This is a genomic window from Rheinheimera maricola (assembly GCF_016918075.2).
Lineage (GTDB): Bacteria > Pseudomonadota > Gammaproteobacteria > Enterobacterales > Alteromonadaceae > Alishewanella > Alishewanella maricola_A.
Window position 1 is genome coordinate 235980 of the sequence record NZ_JAERPS020000007.1, and the last position, 19527, is coordinate 255506.

Consider the following 19527-nt stretch of genomic DNA (forward strand, 5'->3'; position numbering starts at 1 on the left):
TGCAGTAAATTGGTTACGTCTTATATTGTCGCAGCACTGAATAAGCTGTCAGCATCTTAAATGGAGGTGCTATGTCAGTTGCGTCAATCATTATTGTTGGAGTGGGAGGCCGTGGCTGCGCGGCATTGCAGCATTTACAGCAGCACAGTTTGCCAGACAACATTAGCCGAATTGCTATCAGCACCGATAAGCGTGCTTTGAACTCCGTACTTTGTGATAACCGTGTTTTATTAAGCGAGACAATAGCTAACGGCCGCAGCAGCGGTGGCAATGCTGAGCTGGCGGCTGCCGCAGTTCGCGACACAGAGCCGGCACTACGGCAGGCACTGTGTAGTGCGGATGTGATAATTATGCTAACCGGTTTAGGCGGCGGCAATGGCAGCGGTGTGGCAACCGAGTTGGCGAAGCTGGCTGCTGATATGGCTATTCCAGTGTTGGTATTTGCTACTTTGCCGTTTAATTTTGAAGGTCAGCGCCGTGCGTTGCTAGCCCAGCAAAGTTTGCTAACAATGCAACAATACGGTGCTGCTGTGGTTGCCTTACCGAATGATCAGCTACAGCGCGCTTTAGGGGCGGCTACCCGGCTGGAACAGGCGCTGGACGCCAGTAATCAGTTTTTACTGGTTATTTTGCAGCAGCTAACTGCGATGCTAGCCGATACAGGCTTGATTAACATGGACTTTAATGACTTTCTTAGCGTTATCAAACAGCCTGGTTTAGCTCTGGCGGGTGCTATCGAAACTGAGCAGGAAGATGACTTGCCAGCAGCGCTGCAGAAATTGTTGCTGAATCCGCTGTTACAGCCGCAGCAGTTGTCTCAAGCCAAAGCAGCGTTGTTGCATATTGTCGCCGGCAAAGGTTTCAGCTTGCAGCAATTTGAAGCACTTGGCTTACAACTGGCGGCAGAGCTGCCAAATGTTGCGCTGCTACTGCAGGGTTTAACGCTGCAACCGGAAGCGGATACAAAATTGAAGTTGTTGCTGCTTGCCAGCGGCATTAGCGCCGATTGTCGAGCTAAGCTACTTTGTGTATAACAATGCCATTGGCGTAAAAACAGGACCAACTATGGCCGCCGCTTCCAGTCAAAACACCATCGCCCGCCAGTGGCAATTGCTTAAGCTACTGCCTTCGCGCGCGCCGGGTTTAGAGGCCAGGGTATTAACGCAGCAACTACGGGATGCCGGTTTTAGCGTGTCAAAACGCACAGTAGAGCGTGATTTACAGGATCTGTCGTTGCTGTTCCCGCTGCAATGCAATGACAAAAGTATGCCGTTTGGCTGGTACTGGATGGCAGGCGCCGATCTGGATATCCCGGGTATTTCAGTGGCAGAGGCGCTAAGCCTGACATTGGTTGAAGGGCAAATACGTCAGTTACTACCTGCTTCTTTGCTTAGCAGTTTAGCGGCACGTTTTGGCTTGGCGAAAAACAAACTGCAAGCCCTCGAGAGCAGTGTTGCCGGTGCCCGCTGGCCAGATAAAGTAGCTAGTGTATCAGCCGATATGCAACTGCTGGCACCAAAAATAGACAGCGATATTTTGCGGCAGGTGCAACAAGCCTTATTGGACAAGAAACAGCTTGAGGTTAGTTATCACGCGCTACATCAAAATGCAGTGAAACAATACCGGTTAAACCCGTTGGCGCTGGTGCAGCGCGGCCAGGTAAGTTACCTCATCGCCAGTGCCGAGCCTTACACCGATCCGCTACGCTTTGCCATTCACCGTTTCAAGCAAGTGGAGATAACAGATACAGCTGCAGTGACGCCGGCAGATTTTAACCTGCAACGCTATTTAGCCAGCGGCGCTATGGAGTTTAGCGAAGGTGAAACCATCACGCTTGAATTTAGCGCAAAACCAGTATTAGCCAACCTACTACAGGAAACGCCATTATCGGCAGATATGGTCTGCGTCAAATTAGATAATGGCGACTATCACATCAGCGCCAGCGTGCATAAAGGCTGGCAGCTTAATTTATGGCTAATGTCACAAAGTAGTTTTCTGACAGTGCTTGCACCGCAAGAGCTACGAGACAAAATAAAGCAACAGTTGACAGAGGCGTTGGCGAATTACTAGTCGATGCTAAGCTTCATCAGTTGGTCAGCGATGTTTTATCTGGAGTACCAGGAGCAGTGAGAGTTTTTAACTTTAGCAACTTTGTCACTGCTGATTACAACCGCAGTGCAATCGACATTGGCCGAAAATTTATTGCTGATCCTACGTCAGTGCAGATGGTTATCGACAGTCATTATGGTAACGGCGATGGTATGACGCATTTAATGATGAGTTTGGCAGATGAACTTAAAAACACAGGCATTAAGGTTGTACACTACAGTGCGGAGCGTTTGCTCACAGCAGCTGCACCAGATGTAAATTTGCTTTGCCAACTGCAGGGCATCGATTGCCTGCTACTTGATGATATTAACTTTCTGTTTGATAAGGGCACCGCCGTAAGCGTAGCCATTTTCGATATGTTGGTGGCCAGAAATAGTGCCGGCAACAAAACGATCTGCACCGTTGCAATTGCGGCTAATGACGTCGGCAGTTCAATTCCTAAACCGTATCTCGATTTATTATATTCAGCAACCGTATGCCGCCTGGGTACTCCATCATTGGCAGATAAATTTAGAATAGCCATGGTGAAAATTGAGCATCTGGGCATTTCTTTCGATGCGAGTGTCAATGAAATCATTGAGCAGGCAGAAAATATCAGAGAGTTAGAAGGTAAGTTAACCCGATACGCTGCGTTACAAAGTATCCAGCAAAATGCGCTGGCTGAGGCTAAGCGCCAATATAATTAAAAGATTGCGCCAGCTAACACCGGCGCTTTGCTATTATGCTAACCCTATGATATCTCAGCTTGAAGTTGTGCAATTCTGCTACCGAAGGCTTGCAGCAAAGCATCGCTGTTTAAACCGAAGCGGCCGCTGAAAAAAGGTACTACTACCAGCAAGGAATTGCCTGCTTTGCTCCAGTATAAAGTGCGTTTTTCATTGACGTTGATGCTGATAACTTCACTTTTTATTGTTTCAACACCATTAACTCCGGCAAAGAACATCAGAAAATCTTTAAGGTAATTCACCCCGGTGCAGATAATCAGCTTAGGTTGATATTGCTTTCTTAATGCTGCATAAAATGGGAAGCGATTAAAAAAGCACCAATGATTAAACAGCTGCTTACTGGGGAAGCTGGTTGCTTCATCAAAACCGTACTTATGCCAAAGATCATCTGCGGTAGAGTTAAAAGCAATAGGGTACAGGTTCAGCTTAAACAGTTGCTCGCCGCTAAGGTCTGCAACTGAACGATAACACTGCACGGGTTGCTGGTCTATTGCCTGATACAACTTGGCAAAGCGAACTCCGTAGGGATAGCTTATGCTGTGCTTCCAGTCAAAGTTAGTCTTAGTCACCTTTACGGCACCAGCCAGCATTTCTTGTTTCAGCCTGATGTAATACTCATCTGCAGCTTCTTGTTCAAGACCCCATTCAATGCCACATAACCAGGTGTCTGCTTCAGGGTTACCTCCATCACAACCACTGAAAGAACAGGCCCAGGGTTTAATTTGATCCAGCATTGTCTATTTCCTTATTTTTATGATGTAAGGTTACTCAGGCCATCATTTAGCGCTTAGTTGTAACCTATACAGAAAAGCTTGTAAATTTATGATAAGTCTCCGTGCGACACAATATGACGCAGTTGCGCTATATGCTGGCAGTTGGTCATGATAGGAGTCTGTTAATGCCTTACCAGCTGGCGATACTACAACTAAGCGGTTTTAATGCGACAGGCGCTAAATGGTCGCAGCAAGATGCAATTGGCTATGTCGCTAATGGTGCTACGCGAACCTTGCTGCAGCAAGATGAGGTGAGTAATGTAGTGGATCTGCCATCGCCAGATCTATTGCTGTTGGTTGCTGATGGCGTGTCAGCCAGCCCGGCTGCAGCTTCAGCAAGCCATACCGTTGTTAATTTTTTACTGCAGCACTGGCATGGTGCCGGTTTTTCCAGCAAGCAGCTTCGGCTGGCGCAGCAATATCTGGCTGATAGGCTTGACCGAAAACGGCAAAGCTATGGTGCAGCAACTACCGTAGCGGCATTGCAGCTAAGCGCTGAGCGCTTTGTAGCGATTAATGCCGGCGATAGCCGCATTTGGCGGCTTCGTAACGGGCAATTGCAGCAGTTAAGTGAAGATCATGACTGGCAAAATGATAGTGCAGATCTCAAGCAACAAACTGGCCTGGCGCAGTGCTACCGGGCGTTAACCAGTTATCTGGCTGCTGATAGTGACGCGGCTGATTTTACTGTGGCGGTAACAGATGGCGCGTTGCAAACCGGCGATCAATTTGTGCTCACCACAGACGGTGTGCATGATCTGGTTACAACAGAAGAGTTAGCGGAGTTGTTCGCTGTAGCTGATTGCGCTACAGCGCTGCAGCAACTGCAAAGCCTGTTATTGCTGCGGGGCGCAACGGACAACGCCAGTTTGTTGTGGCTGTTTCCTATGACTGACAGCGGTAATTGCTAATGTGCGGCTATTGTATGGAAGCCAATATTGTAATTAGCCGTTTATGGTGTGAGGGTAAACTTGTAACTGCAGTGGAGTCTGACGATGTAGCCGATTGGGTATTGCAACAACGGTTGTTGGAGCTACCGGATATCAATCAGTTAGATGCTGCGAGTTTTAAGCGGGCGCAGTTAGTGTATCCTGAACTGCTAAATTTACGTCTGCAGCAGGCAAAACCCAACTCGCTGACGCTGGGAGATGCTCTTGCCGATTGCCTTGAAGCCGCCAGTTATTTTAATATTGAAAATCATAATGTTGCTGAACTTGATGACAATACGCACCTTACTTTGCAGCAGGCGTTTTATAGTCATTTCAATCGCTTCTGGCTGGCGCTGCACCAGTTAATGCTATTACAACCTGAACACAAAATATTGGTAGATCTCGCTGTTGCTGCCCCTGCTTTTTGCCCGGATTTGCCCGCTTATGAACTGGCGCTGCAGCGTAAGTTGTTGTGCCATTGTGTTGGTTATTATGGCATTGAGTTTGTCGCCGCCTATTTGCACCAACTACGGCCAGAGCTGATTGCCTATCTGGCAGACCGGCTGCTGTATCAAGTGGATGAGGTGCAGTATTTGTTGCAACTGTTGTCAAAGTGGCAAGGTGAAGAGGTGCTGGCATCGCGGCAGGACGTTATCGACCATTTAAGTGATAAACTGGCGGCGCTTAGCTAGCCAGCTTTTACTGTAAGCCAATATACAACAGCTGCTTATCAAGATCGGCACCCACTTCAAACCAGGCACCATGTTGGCTGAATTTGTCTTTATAGTAGAAATCGATTGACTCAGTTGACCAAAAATACACTGACTGCAGCTGCATGCTATTGTCAAAATCTGCCTGTGAAATGCGGTAATGATCATTCCAAGCCTGTCGGCTACTAAAACGACTAAGGTAAGCTCTTACCTGCTTTCGCAGCACGTCATCTAATGCGTCAAGTTGCCGGATAACCTGCGCTGCACAGCAGATCATGGCATCAAGTTGCTGGCTGTTGTCGATAGTAAGCGACAAGTCTATCTGGTATCCAAGCGCTGCAACTTTGCCATTGTATCTACTGTACTCAGGCTCATACTCCAGCACCCCAAGCAGTGGGTGCACAATGCGCAGCGGCAACTGATAATGCAGTTGGCCAAGCTGTGGGTGCTCAACCAAGCCGGGTAAGGGCAAGCTGCAGTTATCAGTCTCATTCAGCACAGGTACTAGCAGCAAATCAGCAATGGCTTTATCTAACGGTAGCGACGGATTTGACACTGTAATCTCCTAAACGGTAATGGCAAAAGTCTGGCTTTAGCGGCTTATAACTGCTGATGGCTGCCAAAGTGGCAGAATATGGCCGTGACAATCATCTTTTATGCTGCTTCGTTGCGCCAAACGGGCGACGCTCCAGTTGGGCAGGCCCGTTTTAGCTCCGAAAAACACAATACAATCAGCAGTTAATAATGTACTTTCACACCAACTGATAAAGCTGTGCAGCACATGATCGTGCCAAAGCAACAGATACTGTGGGTAGTAACGGCGTTCTTCGCATAACAGACAGTAATATCCCAGCGTATTGTTGGCAGCTAGAAGATCACTATCATAAAGAGAATCACATTTTCCCACCCAGTTTGCCGTGACAGTAATATTGCCCTCAACGGATAGCCAAACCTCTATAACTGGCGATAGCCCCACAATAGTTAGCGGTAATCCTCGCTTTTTAACATGGCGACACTTAACGCTGCGCGGCGGCGCTTTAACTGGCTGAAGCCAGGCCGGTAAAAGGCAGCTAGTATAAATTTCAGCTTTTAGCTGTTGCCAGAGAACAGTATTTTTCAGTTTAGCCATGTGCAATTTCGTGTCTGGCTATTTGTACTGAGGTTAGCTCAGCTAAGGTTGGTTTAACCAAAAGCCGCGGTACCAGTTCTGGTGCCGGCACAGAGTGCTGCAAAACCGGGATAGTTGTAAGATGCAGCGTCATCAGCTGACCTCGTTTAAGCTGTTATCCACTTGCACCGAATTCAGCCAACTATTGACTAGTTTGGGCACTTGTTCGATTGCCGGGCCTTGCCACAAATAAAAGCCAGTCGGGCAATGCCTCGCTGTCAGGTCCACAAAGTATTTGGCTGCGCGCTGACGACAATACGACAGCAAGGACGCTGCAGGCTCGACTTCCAGAGAGCTGCCAACCACCATTACTTTGCCAGCGTCACGCAGATGCTCCCCAGCTTTAGTCAAAAATGGCACCTGCTCGCCAAACCACACCACATTTGGTCGCCATTGTTTTGGCTGCCATGGCATGCCGTCTGGTGCCGTGCTGTCTTCTGTGAACACCTGATCATCAACGGGATAGACTACATAAGGCGCGCGTGTCTGGCGCAGTTCATTGAGTTTGCCGTGCAGATGGATCACTTGTGAAGAACCAGCTCGTTCATGTAAATCGTCCACGTTTTGTGTTACAACCACGACTTCATAGTGTTGTTCAAGCGCAGCAATAGCCAAATGAGCGGCATTAGGTTTTGCCTGATGTGCACGCAGCCTTCGCTCCTGGTAGAACTGATGCACCAGCTCAGGATTTTTAGCAAAGCCTATCGGGCTGGCAAGTTGCAACACGTCATATTGTTGCCACAGGCCAAGACTGTCACGAAAGGTAGGTAAACCACTGGCCTGACTCAGACCAGCGCCGCTGAATACAACAACTTTATTTGGGTTAGGTGCGTCTTTCATCCTGGTTCCTTGCGTTTGCAATTTACCTGAGTAAAAGTAACAGTATACTGCGTCAGCTTATGACGCAGTAAAGCAGCCTGGCAAGACTGGCGTTACAGCACCTGCCAATGGCCGCCTTTGCGCGGGCCGATAAATTTAAGCTTGCCCTCGCGTTGCAGTTTAGCGGCAGCACGTTCTACTGTTCTACTTGATTTGCCGATAACTTCCGCTATTTGTGCCAAGGTCAGCTTAGGGTTGTCAGCTAACAGCTCTAAAATGCGACTGGTAATTTCTACCGACATTTCTACCGACATTTCTACCGACATATTCTGTTGTGCTGCAATTGCCTGCTTAAGCACGTCTTTAATGGCATGTAGTAAAAACACAATAAATTCAGAACAATCTGCTGTTTTATCAGCCTGGTTTAGCAGGCGGTAATAATCAGCCTGCTGGTGTTTAATTAGGCTTTCTACCGGCAAATAGGCCAGTGTGGATTGCCATTTACTTAAGATCAGCGTTTGCCATAAGCGCCCCATGCGGCCGTTGCCATCGCTAAACGGATGAATAAACTCAAATTCATAATGAAACGCACAAGAGGCTATAAGCGGATGAGCATCAGTGCTCTTCAGCCAATCGAGTAATTGCGTTAGCAGCAGCGGTACTCTGCCAGCAGGTGGAGCCATATGCACCAGGCGTTTACCCTGATAAACACCTACATCCGCATTACGAATACGCCCAGCATCGTCCGCCAAACCGTGTAGCAGTATGTTATGTGCTGCCAGTAAATCGGCCAGCTCATATGGCTGCCAGCCTGGCATCGCATCATAAGCAAGAAAGGCATTTTTTACTTCCTGCACGTCTTTGGGCGGGCCCAGTACCACTTTGCCATCCAGCACCGCCGTTACCTGCTCCAGTGTCAGAGTATTTTGCTCTATGGCTAATGATGCCTGTATGGTTTTAATCCGGTTGCCACGGCGTAATTGCGGCACCAGCTCACCACCCTGCGCAGTGTTCCAAATGCCGATAAGCTCGGCAATATCGGCAACCAGCGATAGCATAGGGTGGGTGAGGTTAAACGGCGGCTGGTAGGGCATGGTTAGCCGTCGATGTCGAATAGATCGCTACTGTAGTTCTTAGCTTTGTGGCCTTGTCCCTTTGGCTGTATTACCAATGTAAGCGAGTCTTTAATTGCCATATCCGGCTCATATTCCTTACCCGCATCATCAATTTTCGTGACATCCGTGCCGATAGATTGATTCGGGTCATACAGTGAAACAGCTTCTCTGAACTTTCTAATTATTTTGCTGGCTTTTGAAAAATCATTTTTTTTGGCATTGAGAAGACTATCAAATATTTTTAGATCCAGCAGGGTGCCATCCAACCAATTTACCGCGCACTTATAACCAAATTTCCAAACAATGCTTGACGACTCAGCGTAAGTCTCAAAATGAGTAGTATTCCGCCCAACTAGACATGCACCAATAACAACACCAACAATATTTTTATGCTGAGCTTTGTCATTTATCTTACTTAAAATGTTATCAAGTTTGATTTTCTGCAGCCGTTTACCATCACCGTGACTAGCGATGTATATGTAATACTGTTTGTAATCCAGTTTGGTTAATTGATCCAATGCCATTTTAAAGCTTTCCGCTTCGTAAAACTGTGAATGGTATAAATCAAAATCTCCGCTCAGCCGTTCCAGCCCTTGAAAAAAAGGTAAAACACTGACTACGTTTTGATCGTTTTTTCGAAGATCCCAAGGTGCTTCTAAAATTATTAGTGCGTTCTTCTTCATCGAATTAGTCCTAGATCATATTAATCGTTACGCAAGCCCGCGTGCTTCAAGTAGTTTGGCAAAACCACCATGCAATATTTTAACTGCGGGTTTGATCAGGTCTGGGTCAATGTCTTCACCACGGATATCAATGCAAAAAATATCGAGGACATGTTCATAGGCATCTTCGTTGATGCCATCAATAAATCCAGAGTTGTCTATCTGCTCAAGAATCTCATTATCGTTTATTTCTTCGCCTTCATCTAAGCATTCCACGATGTCAAAAAAGTCGGCCTCGAATTCTTCAAGGTCATTTATCAGATCTTGTACGGACTCAAGGTGGCGCTGTGCTACTTCATTTTTTTTGAGTACATCGTACAGCAGCTGCGCACCATTTTGTATTAGTTCAATTGCTTCGGCGTAAGGAATTTGCCAGTCTTCTGATACACCATACTTCTGTTTATTATCTTGCATAGGTTCTTTGCTCATAATTTACGTGTTACTGAAATTAATTTTTGTAGCATTGTAATTTCGAAAGTATTTGTTTTTAAATTGTTTTTTGGCTAAAAAGGGCAGAGTTCAATTTCTCGATATTAGAAAAATAAAGAGTAGCTTCACTGTTCTTCCGGGTCAAACCCAAACTCTATCGCCATACTTAGTTCATCTAGCGCCGCTACACACTCTTTGCGTGTCATATAACAATCTATACCGGCGTGTTCGTCTTCAATTTTAAACTGCAGTGCCAAAATCTCACCGGGGCCAAAGCGCTTAGGCGATGCCATATAGTAGATTTGTTCCATGCTGAAGTTATCCAGATGCTGCCAAAACCAGTCTGCGCCGCTGTGCTCAATGCAGTGACACTGCAGCATGCGGCGCAGCGCCAGTTCATAGCCTGGGAACAGGCTGCTAATACCAACGTTATTCAGCGCAATGTGTTGCAATGCCGGCAGCTGCGGTTGCAGGTGCATCAATAGCAACAGCGCCAGGTACAGTTGATTAAACAGCGCATAAAATTCACGGGTCAACTGTCTGCTCTGTGCAAGCAGACGTTGATGTTCGCTTTCGTCCCACTGTGCACTATCGGCGTCTGAATCATCTTGTTGTACTGGCGGGTAAAACTGCTGTGCTGCAAAACTCACCAAGGCGGTAAGCTGATTGACACATTCGGCCGGTAGTTGCGGGTAATGCTGATACGGCAGTTGGCCGTGGTGATAGATGTGCGCTAACGCTGCATCCAGCGCGGGCCACTGACTTGCGATGATCTTGCGCTCGCTTTGCTGCCATTGGCTTAACATCGCTTGTTTTAGCTGTTGCTCATTACTATTCAGTGGCCGGATAAGTGCATGGCAGACTATACGAATTAACACCACTGCGGCATCCAGTGATTGGCCGCGCTGCTGCAGGTTAAACAGTGTGCTAAGGTCGGGGCTTTCTATGCTATAGCTGTGATCGTACAGCACATCAATATCGGCAAAGGGTGAAAAACGGCCGTTTTGCCAAAGCGACAAGGCAAAGTTTCTCTCGGTACAGTAGCCACACATAGCGATACCTTGGGTAGATTTATTTCAGCTGACACTCTATTGCCTGTGCGCGACATATTACGTCGCGAAGACAACTATACTGCTACTCAATTGCAGACAAGGGCGGCTGTATGATTGAACTAAAGTGTGAGCAACAGCAACTGTATTGCTGCGACGCTATGCTAATGCACGAGGTGTTTATTCTGACAGCTGACTGCGACGCTAAGCAGTGGCGTTTGTACAGCGAGGCTAAGTATCTGGCGTTAGAGCAAAAGCTGCTGGCAGCGAATGCTCAATTGGGGGTAGAAAACAACACCAGACTAGCGCGTATCCTGCTTGGCAACTGTATCGAGCTTAAGCGGCAGGGCGCGGTTATCCCTTTGCCTGATGACCTGATAGCATTTGCCGGTGATATGCAGTTCAGGTGGATGCCTGATTAGTTAAGCTGCCAAGCGGTAGGATAAGCCTGGCCACTGCGCCACCTTGTGGCCGGTTAAAGCGGTTAAAACTGCCGCCGTGCTGCATGGCCACACGGGCGACGATGGCCAGGCCAATGCCGTGGTGCGATACGCCGTCGCTGACTTGCTCGTCGGTGTTCCAACCAGCGCCATCGTCGATAACGTCAATCCGGCAATTACTGCCATCTGTGCTTAGTTCTACCCAGACATGGCCGTGACAGTAGCGTAGGGCATTGCTGAGTAAATTAGATAAGGCGCGTTGCAACAGCTTCATGTCAGCCTGAATAGTCAGCTCGGGTGTTGGGCGCAATGACAGTTGGTGTTCCGTGTTGGCGGCAAATTTATCAATCAGCTCAGTCACCAGATCCGGTAGTTGCAGCTGGGTTAATTCCAGCTCTGAGCGAAAACCTTTTTGTGCCAGGCGCAGGTAGTCATAGACGTTATCTTCTATCTCTTGCAGATTGCGCCGAATTTGCTGGCTATCGGCTGCAGCTAGCTGGGTATCTAATCGCAGCATAATAAAGCGCAGCCGTGCCAGCGGCGTTTTAATATCATGGCAAACCGTGTCGGCCATTTCGCGTTGCAGCGTATTTAAATCGGCAATAGTTTGGTTCATCCGGCTTAGTGATTGTGCCAGCGGCTGCAGGTAAGATTGTTTGCTAAGCTGAAACGCCGGTAAGCGGCCCAGCGCCACTTCTTTTAACGCGCTTTGCCGCAGGGTTTCGACGTCACGAAACAAATTACGGCTTAACCAGAATAAAAACATCAGCAACAGCAAGATAAACACATGGACTAAATCGACGCTGAAGTCTAACTGTGCCGGCAGCTTAAGCTGGCTCATACACAGCAGTTCATTGTTAGCCATTGCCGCGCACAGCGAGGCATTACCGGCGCTGTCGCGCATAATTTCTAATTGATAATCAAAGCCGGGTATGGCTTGCCACATCGGCTCGGGGTAGGTAATAAACAGCGCGTTGGGGCAGTCGTCGCTGGCGCTGATACGGCAGCTTAGGCGCAATTCGCTTTGCTGATCATGCCAATAGGCCTGTTGCAGTATGCTTTGGGCGGCCACCACGATATCGTTGCGCTGATACATCAGGCTGTACAGCTGGTTCAGGCTGAAAAACAGCAGTAGCACCAGCAGCACGATAGCGAGATAAAAACGCAGCAAGGCTGAACTCATGGCGTATCCTCGGCGCTGTTATAGCTGATGCAGTAGCCTTTACCCCAGATATTGCGGATATTCCAGTGCGGGTCCACTGCTTGCAACTTGCGCCTTAAGCGCGAGGCGCGGCCATCAAAGGTACGGTCGGCGCCGTCGTATTCGCGGCCTAACTGCTCGCGAAACAGCCGCTCGCGGCTAACCACAACAGGATAATTGTCAATCAGGCTGGTGAGTAATTGCAGCTCTGAACCGGTCAGGTTAATGTCGTGGCCAGCAACGGTAGCAATACCAGCCCGTTTATCAATATGCAGATTACCCTGCTGCAGCAGGTCGCCACTGCTGGCGGAACTGTGTTGTTCACTAAGAAAAATACGGATTTTAGCCAGTAAAATACGTGGATCCAGTGGTTTTAGCAGGTAGTCTTGCGCGCCCAGTTGCAGGCCCTCTAACTGGGCGGCGACCGAGGTTTGCGCGGTCATAAACAAAATAGGCCCTTTAAACTGCTGGCGGATTTGCCGCACTAAATCAAAGCCATTGCTGCCGGGTAACATTACATCGCAGACAATGAGATCAAAACCCCGGGCTAACAGCAGTTTTTTCGCCGTTAAGGCATTGCCGCACTGGCTAACCTGAAAACCTTCATGTTGCAGAAAATCTTCGACCAACCGGGCCAGCTCTATATCGTCTTCTATTAACAGAATATGCGCTGTCATTGCAGCAACCACCAGCCGTTACGGCTTTTGTTCAGTAAATGCTCGCCAGACTGTAAATCAATATGACGTAAGCGCAGCTGCCGTTGTGCCAGTATTTTACCGCTGGCCTGGTCTTTTAAGATCAGCAGGGTATCTTGCTGCAGCGGCAACGCCAGCTGATGTTGCTGCACAGCGCGCTGGCACAGTAATGGGGTGTCGGGGGCAAATTGCTGATACAGGCAAGCGGGTTGTGGCTGTTGCCAGCTAATGCTCAGGTTTAACACGCAGTCTTGCCCGGCGTGTTGCACACACAAACGCGGCGCCACGGTAAAATCCTCTGCCAATAGCGGCAGCGTGAATAGCAGTAATAAACCGGCAGCAACAGATTTCATGATGGCGTTTCGGCAGTAAACGGAATAATGAAGTGTGCCGTGCGGCCAGCGGTTAGTAAAGGCGATTACGTGGTTATTCATGTTAGGGTTGTAGCTGGCGGGGCCAGCATGTTGCTGGCCCCGCTGCTAACATCAGAACTGGTATCGCACATCTACGCCGACAGTACGGGGCGCATTCAGGCTGCTGATTGGTGTGCCAAGCGCCGCTGCCGCAAAACCGCCGATACCGCCGATGGTGGTGTGATCGGTAAGGTTTTTACCCCACAGCGCCAGTTGCCATTGTTCATCGTGGCTGGCCCAGCTAATACGGCCATTCAGGTTTTTCGTATCGGCAAAGTAACCGGGGATCTGATAGGCAATAGCAAGCAGATCCGGGTCGTCAGCGCGGGTGTTCTCTTCAAACACGTAATCGATATGCAGTTTAAAGCCGCCACCGGCCAGCTTGTACTCTGGTGTCCAATCGGCTGACAGGGTGTAGGAGTCGGCGGAGGAACTTTTTTCGACATCGGTTACCAGCTCGCCATCGGCATTGTAAAACTGCTGCCATTTTGACTCGGTTTTACGGTATTCCGTCACCAGGCCAAGTTTCAGCGTGTCTGTGGCTTGCCAGTCCAGCACCAGCTCGCCGCCCTGAATATCCTGGTCGCCGTTGATCACGATAGGAATAGCCACGCCGGCATCCGGCTCTTTGCTGTTAACCGAGCGCTGACGGTTGGTTAGGTCCATCTGGTAGGCCACCAGCTGCACGCGCACGCTTTGCCATAAATCGGCTTTATAGCCCAGCTCAATATTGGCCACTTCTTCCGGTTCAAACGGCGTAAAGGCTGAGCGCGGGTCTAGCGAGTCATAGCCGCCGGATTTATAGCCGGTAGAGTACGACAAATACAGCATCTGGTTGGCGTCGAGATGATAACGGCCTACCGCGCGGCCGGTCAGCTTGCTCCAGTCATTGCTGGCATTAAGCTGCGGCATTAACGGGAATAGAAAGTCGGTAATGCCCGGCAGTGGCTGGCCAAAAGCGCGTTCTTTGATTTCCCAACTGAAGTCTTTGTCATCGCGACTGTAACGCAAGCCAGCAGTAAAGCCCCAGCGATCATTTAATTGATAGTCGATATCAGAATACAGGCCGTAGGAGGTAAAATCGCCGGTGTTGATAATGTCTTCGCTCCACATCTTGCCGGCGTTGGACGGGCCGAATATTTCGGCAATACCTAAACCGGCACCAATGGCGTCGTAGGTTAAATCGCCGGTGGCGGCAATGGCGGCGACTAACTCTGGGCTAAAAGGCTCGGCGCCCAACATTTGCAATAAACCAGCAACCGATGGGTCTACCATCGCCATAACACTTAACATGCTGGCCCAATTTTGTGGGTTCCAGATATGGTCAGCCGGCAGGCCAAGCTGGGCAATCATTTCATCCGGCATGCCGTTTTGCTGTAGCGCGCCGACTAGCTGTTGGTTAAGGCTGCCGGTGGTTAAGCGGGCAATGGTATCGGCCAGAATATTCAGGCTGGTTTTCTGATAGACATTTTCTTTACTGTAGGTAATGCCGCCCACGTAGCTGAGTTTGTCATGCTGATTGTTCAGCTGCAGCTCGTTGTAAAAAATATCTGAGTCTTCAAAGTTTATTGTGTCCAGATAGCGGGTTTTATCGGCAGTACCGTCGGCATCGTCACGGCCCGATACCTGCCACTGGCGTTTGCTGCTGATGAACTTGGCTGACCACTGGTCGTTAAAGTCGTGGAAAACTTTGAGTGACAGCGCGGTCATATCACGGCTTTCGTGGCCATCTACCACATCGTTTTCAATCTTGCGATCAGCAGGGTTCATGCTGTAGGCAAAGGGGCTAATACCAATACCCGGAGCATAGCCCTGGTCGACATCATCCCAGTCGTAGCTAAACTGTACTTTTGTTGCATCGCTCAGTTGCCATAGTGCACTGAGGCGCGCCGAACGGTGATTTACGCTGCCGAGCTCGTTACCTTGATAATCCGGATTCAGGTTATCGACATAGGCGTCACGCTTGTTGCTCATCAGGTTTAACCGCAAGGCAAAATTGTCGCTAATTGCCTTGTTACCCATTACTTCAAAGCGTTGCAAGGCGTAATCACCCAACGTGGCTTTAACAAAGGCTTCATCGTCCAATCTTGGCGCATTGGGAATCATGTTTACCACACCGGCGGCAGCGTTTTTACCAAACAGGGTGCCCTGTGGGCCTTTTAGAATTTCAATGCGCTGCATATCAGAAAACAGCACACTTTGCGCTGCCCGTGGCAGGTAAAAATCATCAAAGAAAATGGCTACCGACGGATCGCCACCGGTACTGATATTACTACTGGAAATACCGCGTACTTCAGCGGAGGCCTGGGCCACGGCTTCTTTACTGAACTTAAAGCCCGGCGTGTAATCGGCGATATCGCCCAGCAACACTGAACTGGTGTCGGTGAGATCTTCGGCGCTGACGCTGTCGATGGCCAGTGGCACATCCATCACATTCTGTACCCGCTTTTGCGCGGTGACGGTAATGGTTTCAATTTTTGATTCGGTTTTTTCGGCGTTGTTATTGTCCTGCGCCACTGCTGTACCCAGCGGGCTGGCCAGCGCCAGACCGATGCACCAGGCTAACGGCTGAGCGCGAAAACCGCTTGTACGTTGCTGTTGAGTTGCCATGCTTTTCCCCTGACGTTTTTTGTTCTAATTATCTGCAAGCTGCAGCCTGGCGTGGTAAGCGCGGGTGCCGGTTTTTACAGCCTGTGCAGTAGTGCTGATAGTAAACCCACTGCTGGCGAAATAAACCGATCTGCACATTTTTGTACACTTTTGCGTTTGAACCTGACGCCGTGAAAACGCACTCTAGCGACATTCAGTCAGCAGCCAGAGCGTCTTATGAGAGCAATTTTTTCACTAATGACATTGGTATTAATAGCCTTGCCGCCAGTGGCAGTGGTGCTAAGCGGCAATGCGCTGGCAACTACCGATATGCCGGCGCAGGCTGCAACCTGTCTGGCCTGTCACAGTGCTGCTACCAGTGCCGCCAGCGGTGCGCCGCAACTGGCCGGGCAACAGGCCACGTATCTGCAAAAACAGTTACAGCAATTTAAAAATGGCCAACGCGGTGCTGCTGTTAGCGATGTAAAAGGTCAGCAAATGGCTGCTATGGCCGCCACGCTAAGTGCTGACGACATCAACTCGCTGGCACGTTATTTCAGTAAACAGCAGGCTGAAGTGATAACCAGCAGTGCTGATGCTGCCTTGCTGGATCAGGGCAGGCGGCAATATATTGGCAGCTGCGGCGCCTGTCACGGCGCCAAAGCCGAGGGCAATATGGCGTTTAATGCACCGGCGCTGAGTATGTTAAGCGCCGACTACATAACCCTGCAGCTGCAGCATTTTAAAACCGGCTTACGTGGCAAGGACAAAGCCGATAAACCGGGCCGGCAAATGGCGCTGTTTAGCCGCAACCTCAGCGAGCAGGATATGCAGGCTGTGGCCGCCTATATCGGAGCAGGCATGCCATGATGCTGTACGGTTTATTGCTGGCCGCCAGCCTAAGCACGGCCGACGGTTTTAGCCTGAGCCAAAGCTGCCCGCCCAGCTTTGAGTTAGTTGCTGGTAACCAATGTAAATTGGTTAGCCGCTACGATATGTATGATTCGCTGCAAAACAAAGGTGTTGGCGGCACGCAAACGGCGTTGCCCGAGCGACGCGATGGCTTTAGCCCGCAGCAAATCGACTTAGGCCGCTATCTATTTTTTGACCCGCTGTTGTCGGGTAATCATCAACAAGCTTGTGCCAGTTGCCATCAACCTGCGCGCGGCTTTGCCGATGGTAAAGCGCTAAGCAGTGGTGCCAATGGCCAGCTGGGTAACCGTAGTGCACCCAGTTTGTGGAATGTCGGTTTTTTAAAAAAGCTGTTCTGGGATGGCCGCAGTGACACGCTGGAGCAGCAAGCGCTGATCCCGATGCTGGCCGAGCATGAAATGGCCAATACGCCGGCAAAATTGCTGGCCGATTTACAGGCGAATAACCACTACCCGGCGCTGTTTCGCCAGGCATTTAACACTGATCGCATCGAGCTGCCGCAGGTGGCTACCGCCCTGGCGGCGTTTCAAAGCTCGCTGGTGTCACTGAACAGCCGTTATGATCACTATGCCCACGGCTACCATCAGGCGCTGACCGAGCAGGAAATCAAGGGCATGAATGTGTTCCGCTCTTTTGTTGCCCGCTGCGCCGAGTGCCATACGCCGCCGCTGTTTACCAATCAGCAGATCGCGGTTATTGGCACGCCAGAGCCGGACGGTATGCCGTTTGACGCCGGTGCCGGTGTAAAGCCCGGTTGGGAAAAACTGCGCGGAGGTTTTAAGGTGCCAACGCTACGTAATATCGCACTCACCGCGCCCTATATGCATTCTGGTCGTTTTGCCACACTAGGCGAAGCCACCGAGTTTTACAGCAAAGGCCGTGGCCATGCCGTGCCAGCAAACGAAGACTTATTGCTGCACTGGCATATCTGGGAGCCCAAACTGACTGCCGAGGAAGTAGAGCAAATTACCGCCTTTCTTGGCAGCCTGACCGACCAGAGTCTGACACCACAAACACCTAAACGTTTGCCATCTGGCCTGGCCTTACCCTCTGAATTACATACCGAATTACCACCAAACACTGCGACATCAGGAGCGACAGAATGAAAAAAACCACCATAGCGCTGGCGTTGTTACTGCCGGTCGCGTTTATTGCCGGCCAATACTTCAGTGGCACGGCCCAGCAAGCACCAAGCCTTGCGGCAGACGTTAGCTTTAGCGGCGGCGCAGCTGCATCAAACAATGCAAAAAAATCGGTGATTGACCACGGCGAAGTAGGCCAGGTGCATCAGGTAAAACCCGGTCAGCTGATTATGGATGCGGTAAAAGCGGCGCAGCCGGGCGATGTAATTCAGGTATTTCCCGGTGACTATGTCGAAACCGTCTATATCGATAAAGACAATATCCGCTTAAGCGGCGTGATAATTGACGGCAAGCGGCCAAGACTATACGGCGAAAACCGGCTAAACGACGCTATTTTGTATTCCGGTAACAATATCCTGATCGAGAACTTTCTGATCACCAAATACAAAGGCAACGGCATTATGGGCCAGGCCGGTAATAACTTTGAAATCCGCCACAATATTATTGAAGATACCGGCGTATACGGTATTTTCCCGCAGCTGGGTATTAACGGTCTGGTCGAGCATAACGTGATTTCCGGCATTGAAGATGCCGCTATCTATGTTGGTATGAGCGACCATATTCATGTGGCCAATAACGAAGTATTCGACAGCGTCGCCGGTATTGAAATTGAAAACAGCCGCCATGCGGTTGTCGAAAACAACTTTGTCCACAATAACACCGGCGGCATTCTGGCCTTTGTTACACCGGGCCTGCCGATTAAAGACACCGTGGATGTAATTATCCGCAATAACTGGATCAGCAATAACAACACCGCCAACTTTGGCGCGCCGGGGTCAATGGTTGCCGGCATTCCGGCCGGTACTGGTATTCTCATCATGGCGGCTGATGAGGTGATCATTGAAGATAATATTATTATCGGTAATAAAACCGCCGGCATCATTATTACCGACCATCAGAATGCACCTAATACCACGCTGGATCCGGAATCAGACCCGACGCCAGATAAGGTGATGATTTTAAATAATCTGATGTACAACAACGGCTACGACACCATTGCCGAAGCCAAAGTACTTATGGCGACTGAGTTAAAGCAAGGTCAGCCGGATATTATCCGCGTAGGTAACAGCAATAACAGCTGTATTAACAATCCGCAGCAATATATCACCGTGGGTGTAAGTAAATGGCCGGCCTGCAGCTTTACCAATACCGACAGCGTGCTGAATTATCTGCTGGATGAACCTGCGGCACCGCGCACTGTGGCTGCCGAAGAAAAAGGTAAATATGTTTATTTGGGCGTGTGTACCGGTTGTCATGCCTATACCGGCCGCTTAATTGGCCCGCCGGTACAGGTTATTCAAAGCCTGTACATGGATGAGCCGCAAGCATTGGCCGACTACATTCTTAATCCGCTGAAAAAGCGTGACGATTACCCGGCCATGCCAAAGCAGGATTATCTGGATGCCGAAACCCGCTTAGCCGTAGCCGAATATATGCTTAACGTAGGCAATTAATAATGTAATTCATATGCCAACATGACAAGGCTTGCTCTAAATCAACCGTTGGAGGCCATGGATGGCCGACAAATTCGTCAGGAGCGAATTTGGACAGACTGACTGGCCCGAA

At 49.5% G+C, this 19527-nt stretch carries 21 protein-coding genes; 9 read left to right on the forward strand and 12 right to left on the reverse strand.

Annotated elements, in window-relative coordinates; genetic code table 11:
• Nucleotides 1-71 precede the first annotated feature (71 nt).
• From I4W93_RS18125 to I4W93_RS18135, 3 genes are read left to right on the forward strand one after another with little or no spacing between them, the layout of a single operon-like run.
• Nucleotides 72-1034 (forward strand): FtsZ/tubulin family protein, encoded by a 963-nt coding sequence (locus I4W93_RS18125; protein ID WP_205312052.1) that lies wholly within the window; start codon nt 72-74, stop codon nt 1032-1034.
• 31 nt (nt 1035-1065) lie between these two features.
• Complete coding sequence (locus I4W93_RS18130) at nt 1066-2070, forward strand: helix-turn-helix transcriptional regulator (protein ID WP_205312051.1); 1005 nt, start codon at nt 1066-1068, stop codon at nt 2068-2070.
• A 56-nt stretch (nt 2071-2126) separates the two neighbouring features.
• Entirely contained in the window at nt 2127-2795 is a 669-nt protein-coding gene (locus I4W93_RS18135; RefSeq protein WP_205312050.1) for a DnaA ATPase domain-containing protein, read from the forward strand.
• Between the two features lie 44 nt (nt 2796-2839).
• Here the strand turns inward: I4W93_RS18135 and I4W93_RS18140 are convergent, their stop codons facing one another.
• Nucleotides 2840-3568 (reverse strand): hypothetical protein, encoded by a 729-nt coding sequence (locus I4W93_RS18140; protein ID WP_205312049.1) that lies wholly within the window; start codon nt 3566-3568, stop codon nt 2840-2842.
• 164 nt (nt 3569-3732) lie between these two features.
• Between I4W93_RS18140 and I4W93_RS18145 the strand changes: the two genes are divergently transcribed.
• Both I4W93_RS18145 and I4W93_RS18150 read left to right on the forward strand, forming a co-directional pair.
• A complete protein-coding gene (locus I4W93_RS18145) occupies nt 3733-4518 on the forward strand; it encodes a PP2C family protein-serine/threonine phosphatase (RefSeq protein WP_205312048.1) in 786 nt (261 codons plus the stop codon).
• A gap of 14 nt (nt 4519-4532) precedes the next feature.
• Nucleotides 4533-5228 (forward strand): hypothetical protein, encoded by a 696-nt coding sequence (locus I4W93_RS18150; protein ID WP_205312047.1) that lies wholly within the window; start codon nt 4533-4535, stop codon nt 5226-5228.
• Between the two features lie 7 nt (nt 5229-5235).
• Here the strand turns inward: I4W93_RS18150 and I4W93_RS18155 are convergent, their stop codons facing one another.
• The 7 genes from I4W93_RS18155 to I4W93_RS18185 all read right to left on the reverse strand — a co-directional run bounded on the left by I4W93_RS18155 (nt 5236) and on the right by I4W93_RS18185 (nt 10551).
• Nucleotides 5236-5802 carry a DUF2262 domain-containing protein gene (locus I4W93_RS18155; RefSeq protein ID WP_205312046.1) on the reverse strand — a complete coding sequence of 189 codons (567 nt, stop codon included), beginning with the start codon at nt 5800-5802 and terminating at the stop codon, nt 5236-5238.
• Nucleotides 5803-6367: 565 nt separating this feature from the next.
• Nucleotides 6368-6508, reverse strand: coding sequence for a hypothetical protein (locus tag I4W93_RS18160; protein ID WP_205312045.1), 141 nt, complete (start codon nt 6506-6508; stop codon nt 6368-6370).
• On the reverse strand, nt 6508-7254 hold the full coding sequence (locus I4W93_RS18165) for an SIR2 family NAD-dependent protein deacylase (RefSeq protein ID WP_205312044.1): 747 nt from the start codon (nt 7252-7254) through the stop codon (nt 6508-6510). Before I4W93_RS18165 ends, I4W93_RS18160 begins: the two co-directional genes overlap by 1 nt.
• A gap of 92 nt (nt 7255-7346) precedes the next feature.
• Nucleotides 7347-8327 (reverse strand): Fic family protein, encoded by a 981-nt coding sequence (locus tag I4W93_RS18170; RefSeq protein ID WP_205312043.1) that lies wholly within the window; start codon nt 8325-8327, stop codon nt 7347-7349.
• Nucleotides 8328-8329: 2 nt separating this feature from the next.
• A complete protein-coding gene (locus I4W93_RS18175; RefSeq protein WP_205312042.1) occupies nt 8330-9031 on the reverse strand; it encodes a hypothetical protein in 702 nt (233 codons plus the stop codon).
• Nucleotides 9032-9058: 27 nt separating this feature from the next.
• Nucleotides 9059-9484, reverse strand: coding sequence for a hypothetical protein (locus I4W93_RS18180; RefSeq protein WP_205312041.1), 426 nt, complete (start codon nt 9482-9484; stop codon nt 9059-9061).
• Between the two features lie 140 nt (nt 9485-9624).
• The gene (locus I4W93_RS18185; RefSeq protein ID WP_205312040.1) at nt 9625-10551 is read right to left on the reverse strand and encodes a hypothetical protein; all 927 of its coding nucleotides are present in this window, start codon (nt 10549-10551) and stop codon (nt 9625-9627) included.
• Between the two features lie 110 nt (nt 10552-10661).
• Between I4W93_RS18185 and I4W93_RS18190 the strand changes: the two genes are divergently transcribed.
• A complete protein-coding gene (locus tag I4W93_RS18190) occupies nt 10662-10970 on the forward strand; it encodes a hypothetical protein (protein ID WP_205312039.1) in 309 nt (102 codons plus the stop codon).
• Here the strand turns inward: I4W93_RS18190 and I4W93_RS18195 are convergent.
• From I4W93_RS18195 to I4W93_RS18210, 4 genes are all read right to left on the reverse strand, one after another.
• Nucleotides 10951-12171 (reverse strand): sensor histidine kinase, encoded by a 1221-nt coding sequence (locus I4W93_RS18195; protein ID WP_205312038.1) that lies wholly within the window; start codon nt 12169-12171, stop codon nt 10951-10953. The genes I4W93_RS18190 and I4W93_RS18195 overlap by 20 nt on opposite strands.
• A complete protein-coding gene (locus I4W93_RS18200; protein WP_205312037.1) occupies nt 12168-12866 on the reverse strand; it encodes a response regulator transcription factor in 699 nt (232 codons plus the stop codon). Before I4W93_RS18200 ends, I4W93_RS18195 begins: the two co-directional genes overlap by 4 nt.
• On the reverse strand, nt 12863-13237 hold the full coding sequence (locus tag I4W93_RS18205; protein WP_205312036.1) for a DUF3019 domain-containing protein: 375 nt from the start codon (nt 13235-13237) through the stop codon (nt 12863-12865). The genes I4W93_RS18200 and I4W93_RS18205 overlap by 4 nt, the downstream gene beginning before the upstream one ends.
• A gap of 132 nt (nt 13238-13369) precedes the next feature.
• Entirely contained in the window at nt 13370-15907 is a 2538-nt protein-coding gene (locus I4W93_RS18210) for a TonB-dependent receptor (RefSeq protein ID WP_205312035.1), read from the reverse strand.
• A 216-nt stretch (nt 15908-16123) separates the two neighbouring features.
• On the opposite strand from I4W93_RS18210, the gene I4W93_RS18215 reads away from it, so the two are divergent.
• From I4W93_RS18215 to I4W93_RS18225, 3 genes are read left to right on the forward strand one after another with little or no spacing between them, the layout of a single operon-like run.
• A complete protein-coding gene (locus I4W93_RS18215; protein ID WP_205312034.1) occupies nt 16124-16756 on the forward strand; it encodes a c-type cytochrome in 633 nt (210 codons plus the stop codon).
• Nucleotides 16753-17925 (forward strand): cytochrome-c peroxidase, encoded by a 1173-nt coding sequence (locus tag I4W93_RS18220; protein ID WP_205312033.1) that lies wholly within the window; start codon nt 16753-16755, stop codon nt 17923-17925. The genes I4W93_RS18215 and I4W93_RS18220 overlap by 4 nt, the downstream gene beginning before the upstream one ends.
• Nucleotides 17922-19415, forward strand: coding sequence for a parallel beta-helix domain-containing protein (locus tag I4W93_RS18225; protein WP_205312032.1), 1494 nt, complete (start codon nt 17922-17924; stop codon nt 19413-19415). Before I4W93_RS18220 ends, I4W93_RS18225 begins: the two co-directional genes overlap by 4 nt.
• Nucleotides 19416-19527: the final 112 nt, after the last annotated feature.

Excerpts from the sequence above, each read along its gene's own strand:
- I4W93_RS18125 (WP_205312052.1), top strand. The coding sequence starts at position 72 with ATGTCAGTTGCGTCAATCATTATTGTTGGAGTGGGAGGCCGTGGCTGC.
- I4W93_RS18130 (WP_205312051.1), top strand. The coding sequence starts at position 1,066 with ATGGCCGCCGCTTCCAGTCAAAACACCATCGCCCGCCAGTGGCAATTG.
- I4W93_RS18140 (WP_205312049.1), bottom strand. The coding sequence starts at position 3,568 with ATGCTGGATCAAATTAAACCCTGGGCCTGTTCTTTCAGTGGTTGTGAT.
- I4W93_RS18145 (WP_205312048.1), top strand. The coding sequence starts at position 3,733 with ATGCCTTACCAGCTGGCGATACTACAACTAAGCGGTTTTAATGCGACA.
- I4W93_RS18150 (WP_205312047.1), top strand. The coding sequence starts at position 4,533 with ATGGAAGCCAATATTGTAATTAGCCGTTTATGGTGTGAGGGTAAACTT.
- I4W93_RS18160 (WP_205312045.1), bottom strand. The coding sequence starts at position 6,508 with ATGACGCTGCATCTTACAACTATCCCGGTTTTGCAGCACTCTGTGCCG.
- I4W93_RS18165 (WP_205312044.1), bottom strand. The coding sequence starts at position 7,254 with ATGAAAGACGCACCTAACCCAAATAAAGTTGTTGTATTCAGCGGCGCT.
- I4W93_RS18170 (WP_205312043.1), bottom strand. The coding sequence starts at position 8,327 with ATGCCCTACCAGCCGCCGTTTAACCTCACCCACCCTATGCTATCGCTG.
- I4W93_RS18175 (WP_205312042.1), bottom strand. The coding sequence starts at position 9,031 with ATGAAGAAGAACGCACTAATAATTTTAGAAGCACCTTGGGATCTTCGA.
- I4W93_RS18180 (WP_205312041.1), bottom strand. The coding sequence starts at position 9,484 with ATGCAAGATAATAAACAGAAGTATGGTGTATCAGAAGACTGGCAAATT.
- I4W93_RS18185 (WP_205312040.1), bottom strand. The coding sequence starts at position 10,551 with ATGTGTGGCTACTGTACCGAGAGAAACTTTGCCTTGTCGCTTTGGCAA.
- I4W93_RS18190 (WP_205312039.1), top strand. The coding sequence starts at position 10,662 with ATGATTGAACTAAAGTGTGAGCAACAGCAACTGTATTGCTGCGACGCT.
- I4W93_RS18195 (WP_205312038.1), bottom strand. The coding sequence starts at position 12,171 with ATGAGTTCAGCCTTGCTGCGTTTTTATCTCGCTATCGTGCTGCTGGTG.
- I4W93_RS18200 (WP_205312037.1), bottom strand. The coding sequence starts at position 12,866 with ATGACAGCGCATATTCTGTTAATAGAAGACGATATAGAGCTGGCCCGG.
- I4W93_RS18205 (WP_205312036.1), bottom strand. The coding sequence starts at position 13,237 with ATGAAATCTGTTGCTGCCGGTTTATTACTGCTATTCACGCTGCCGCTA.
- I4W93_RS18210 (WP_205312035.1), bottom strand. The coding sequence starts at position 15,907 with ATGGCAACTCAACAGCAACGTACAAGCGGTTTTCGCGCTCAGCCGTTA.
- I4W93_RS18215 (WP_205312034.1), top strand. The coding sequence starts at position 16,124 with ATGAGAGCAATTTTTTCACTAATGACATTGGTATTAATAGCCTTGCCG.
- I4W93_RS18220 (WP_205312033.1), top strand. The coding sequence starts at position 16,753 with ATGATGCTGTACGGTTTATTGCTGGCCGCCAGCCTAAGCACGGCCGAC.
- I4W93_RS18225 (WP_205312032.1), top strand. The coding sequence starts at position 17,922 with ATGAAAAAAACCACCATAGCGCTGGCGTTGTTACTGCCGGTCGCGTTT.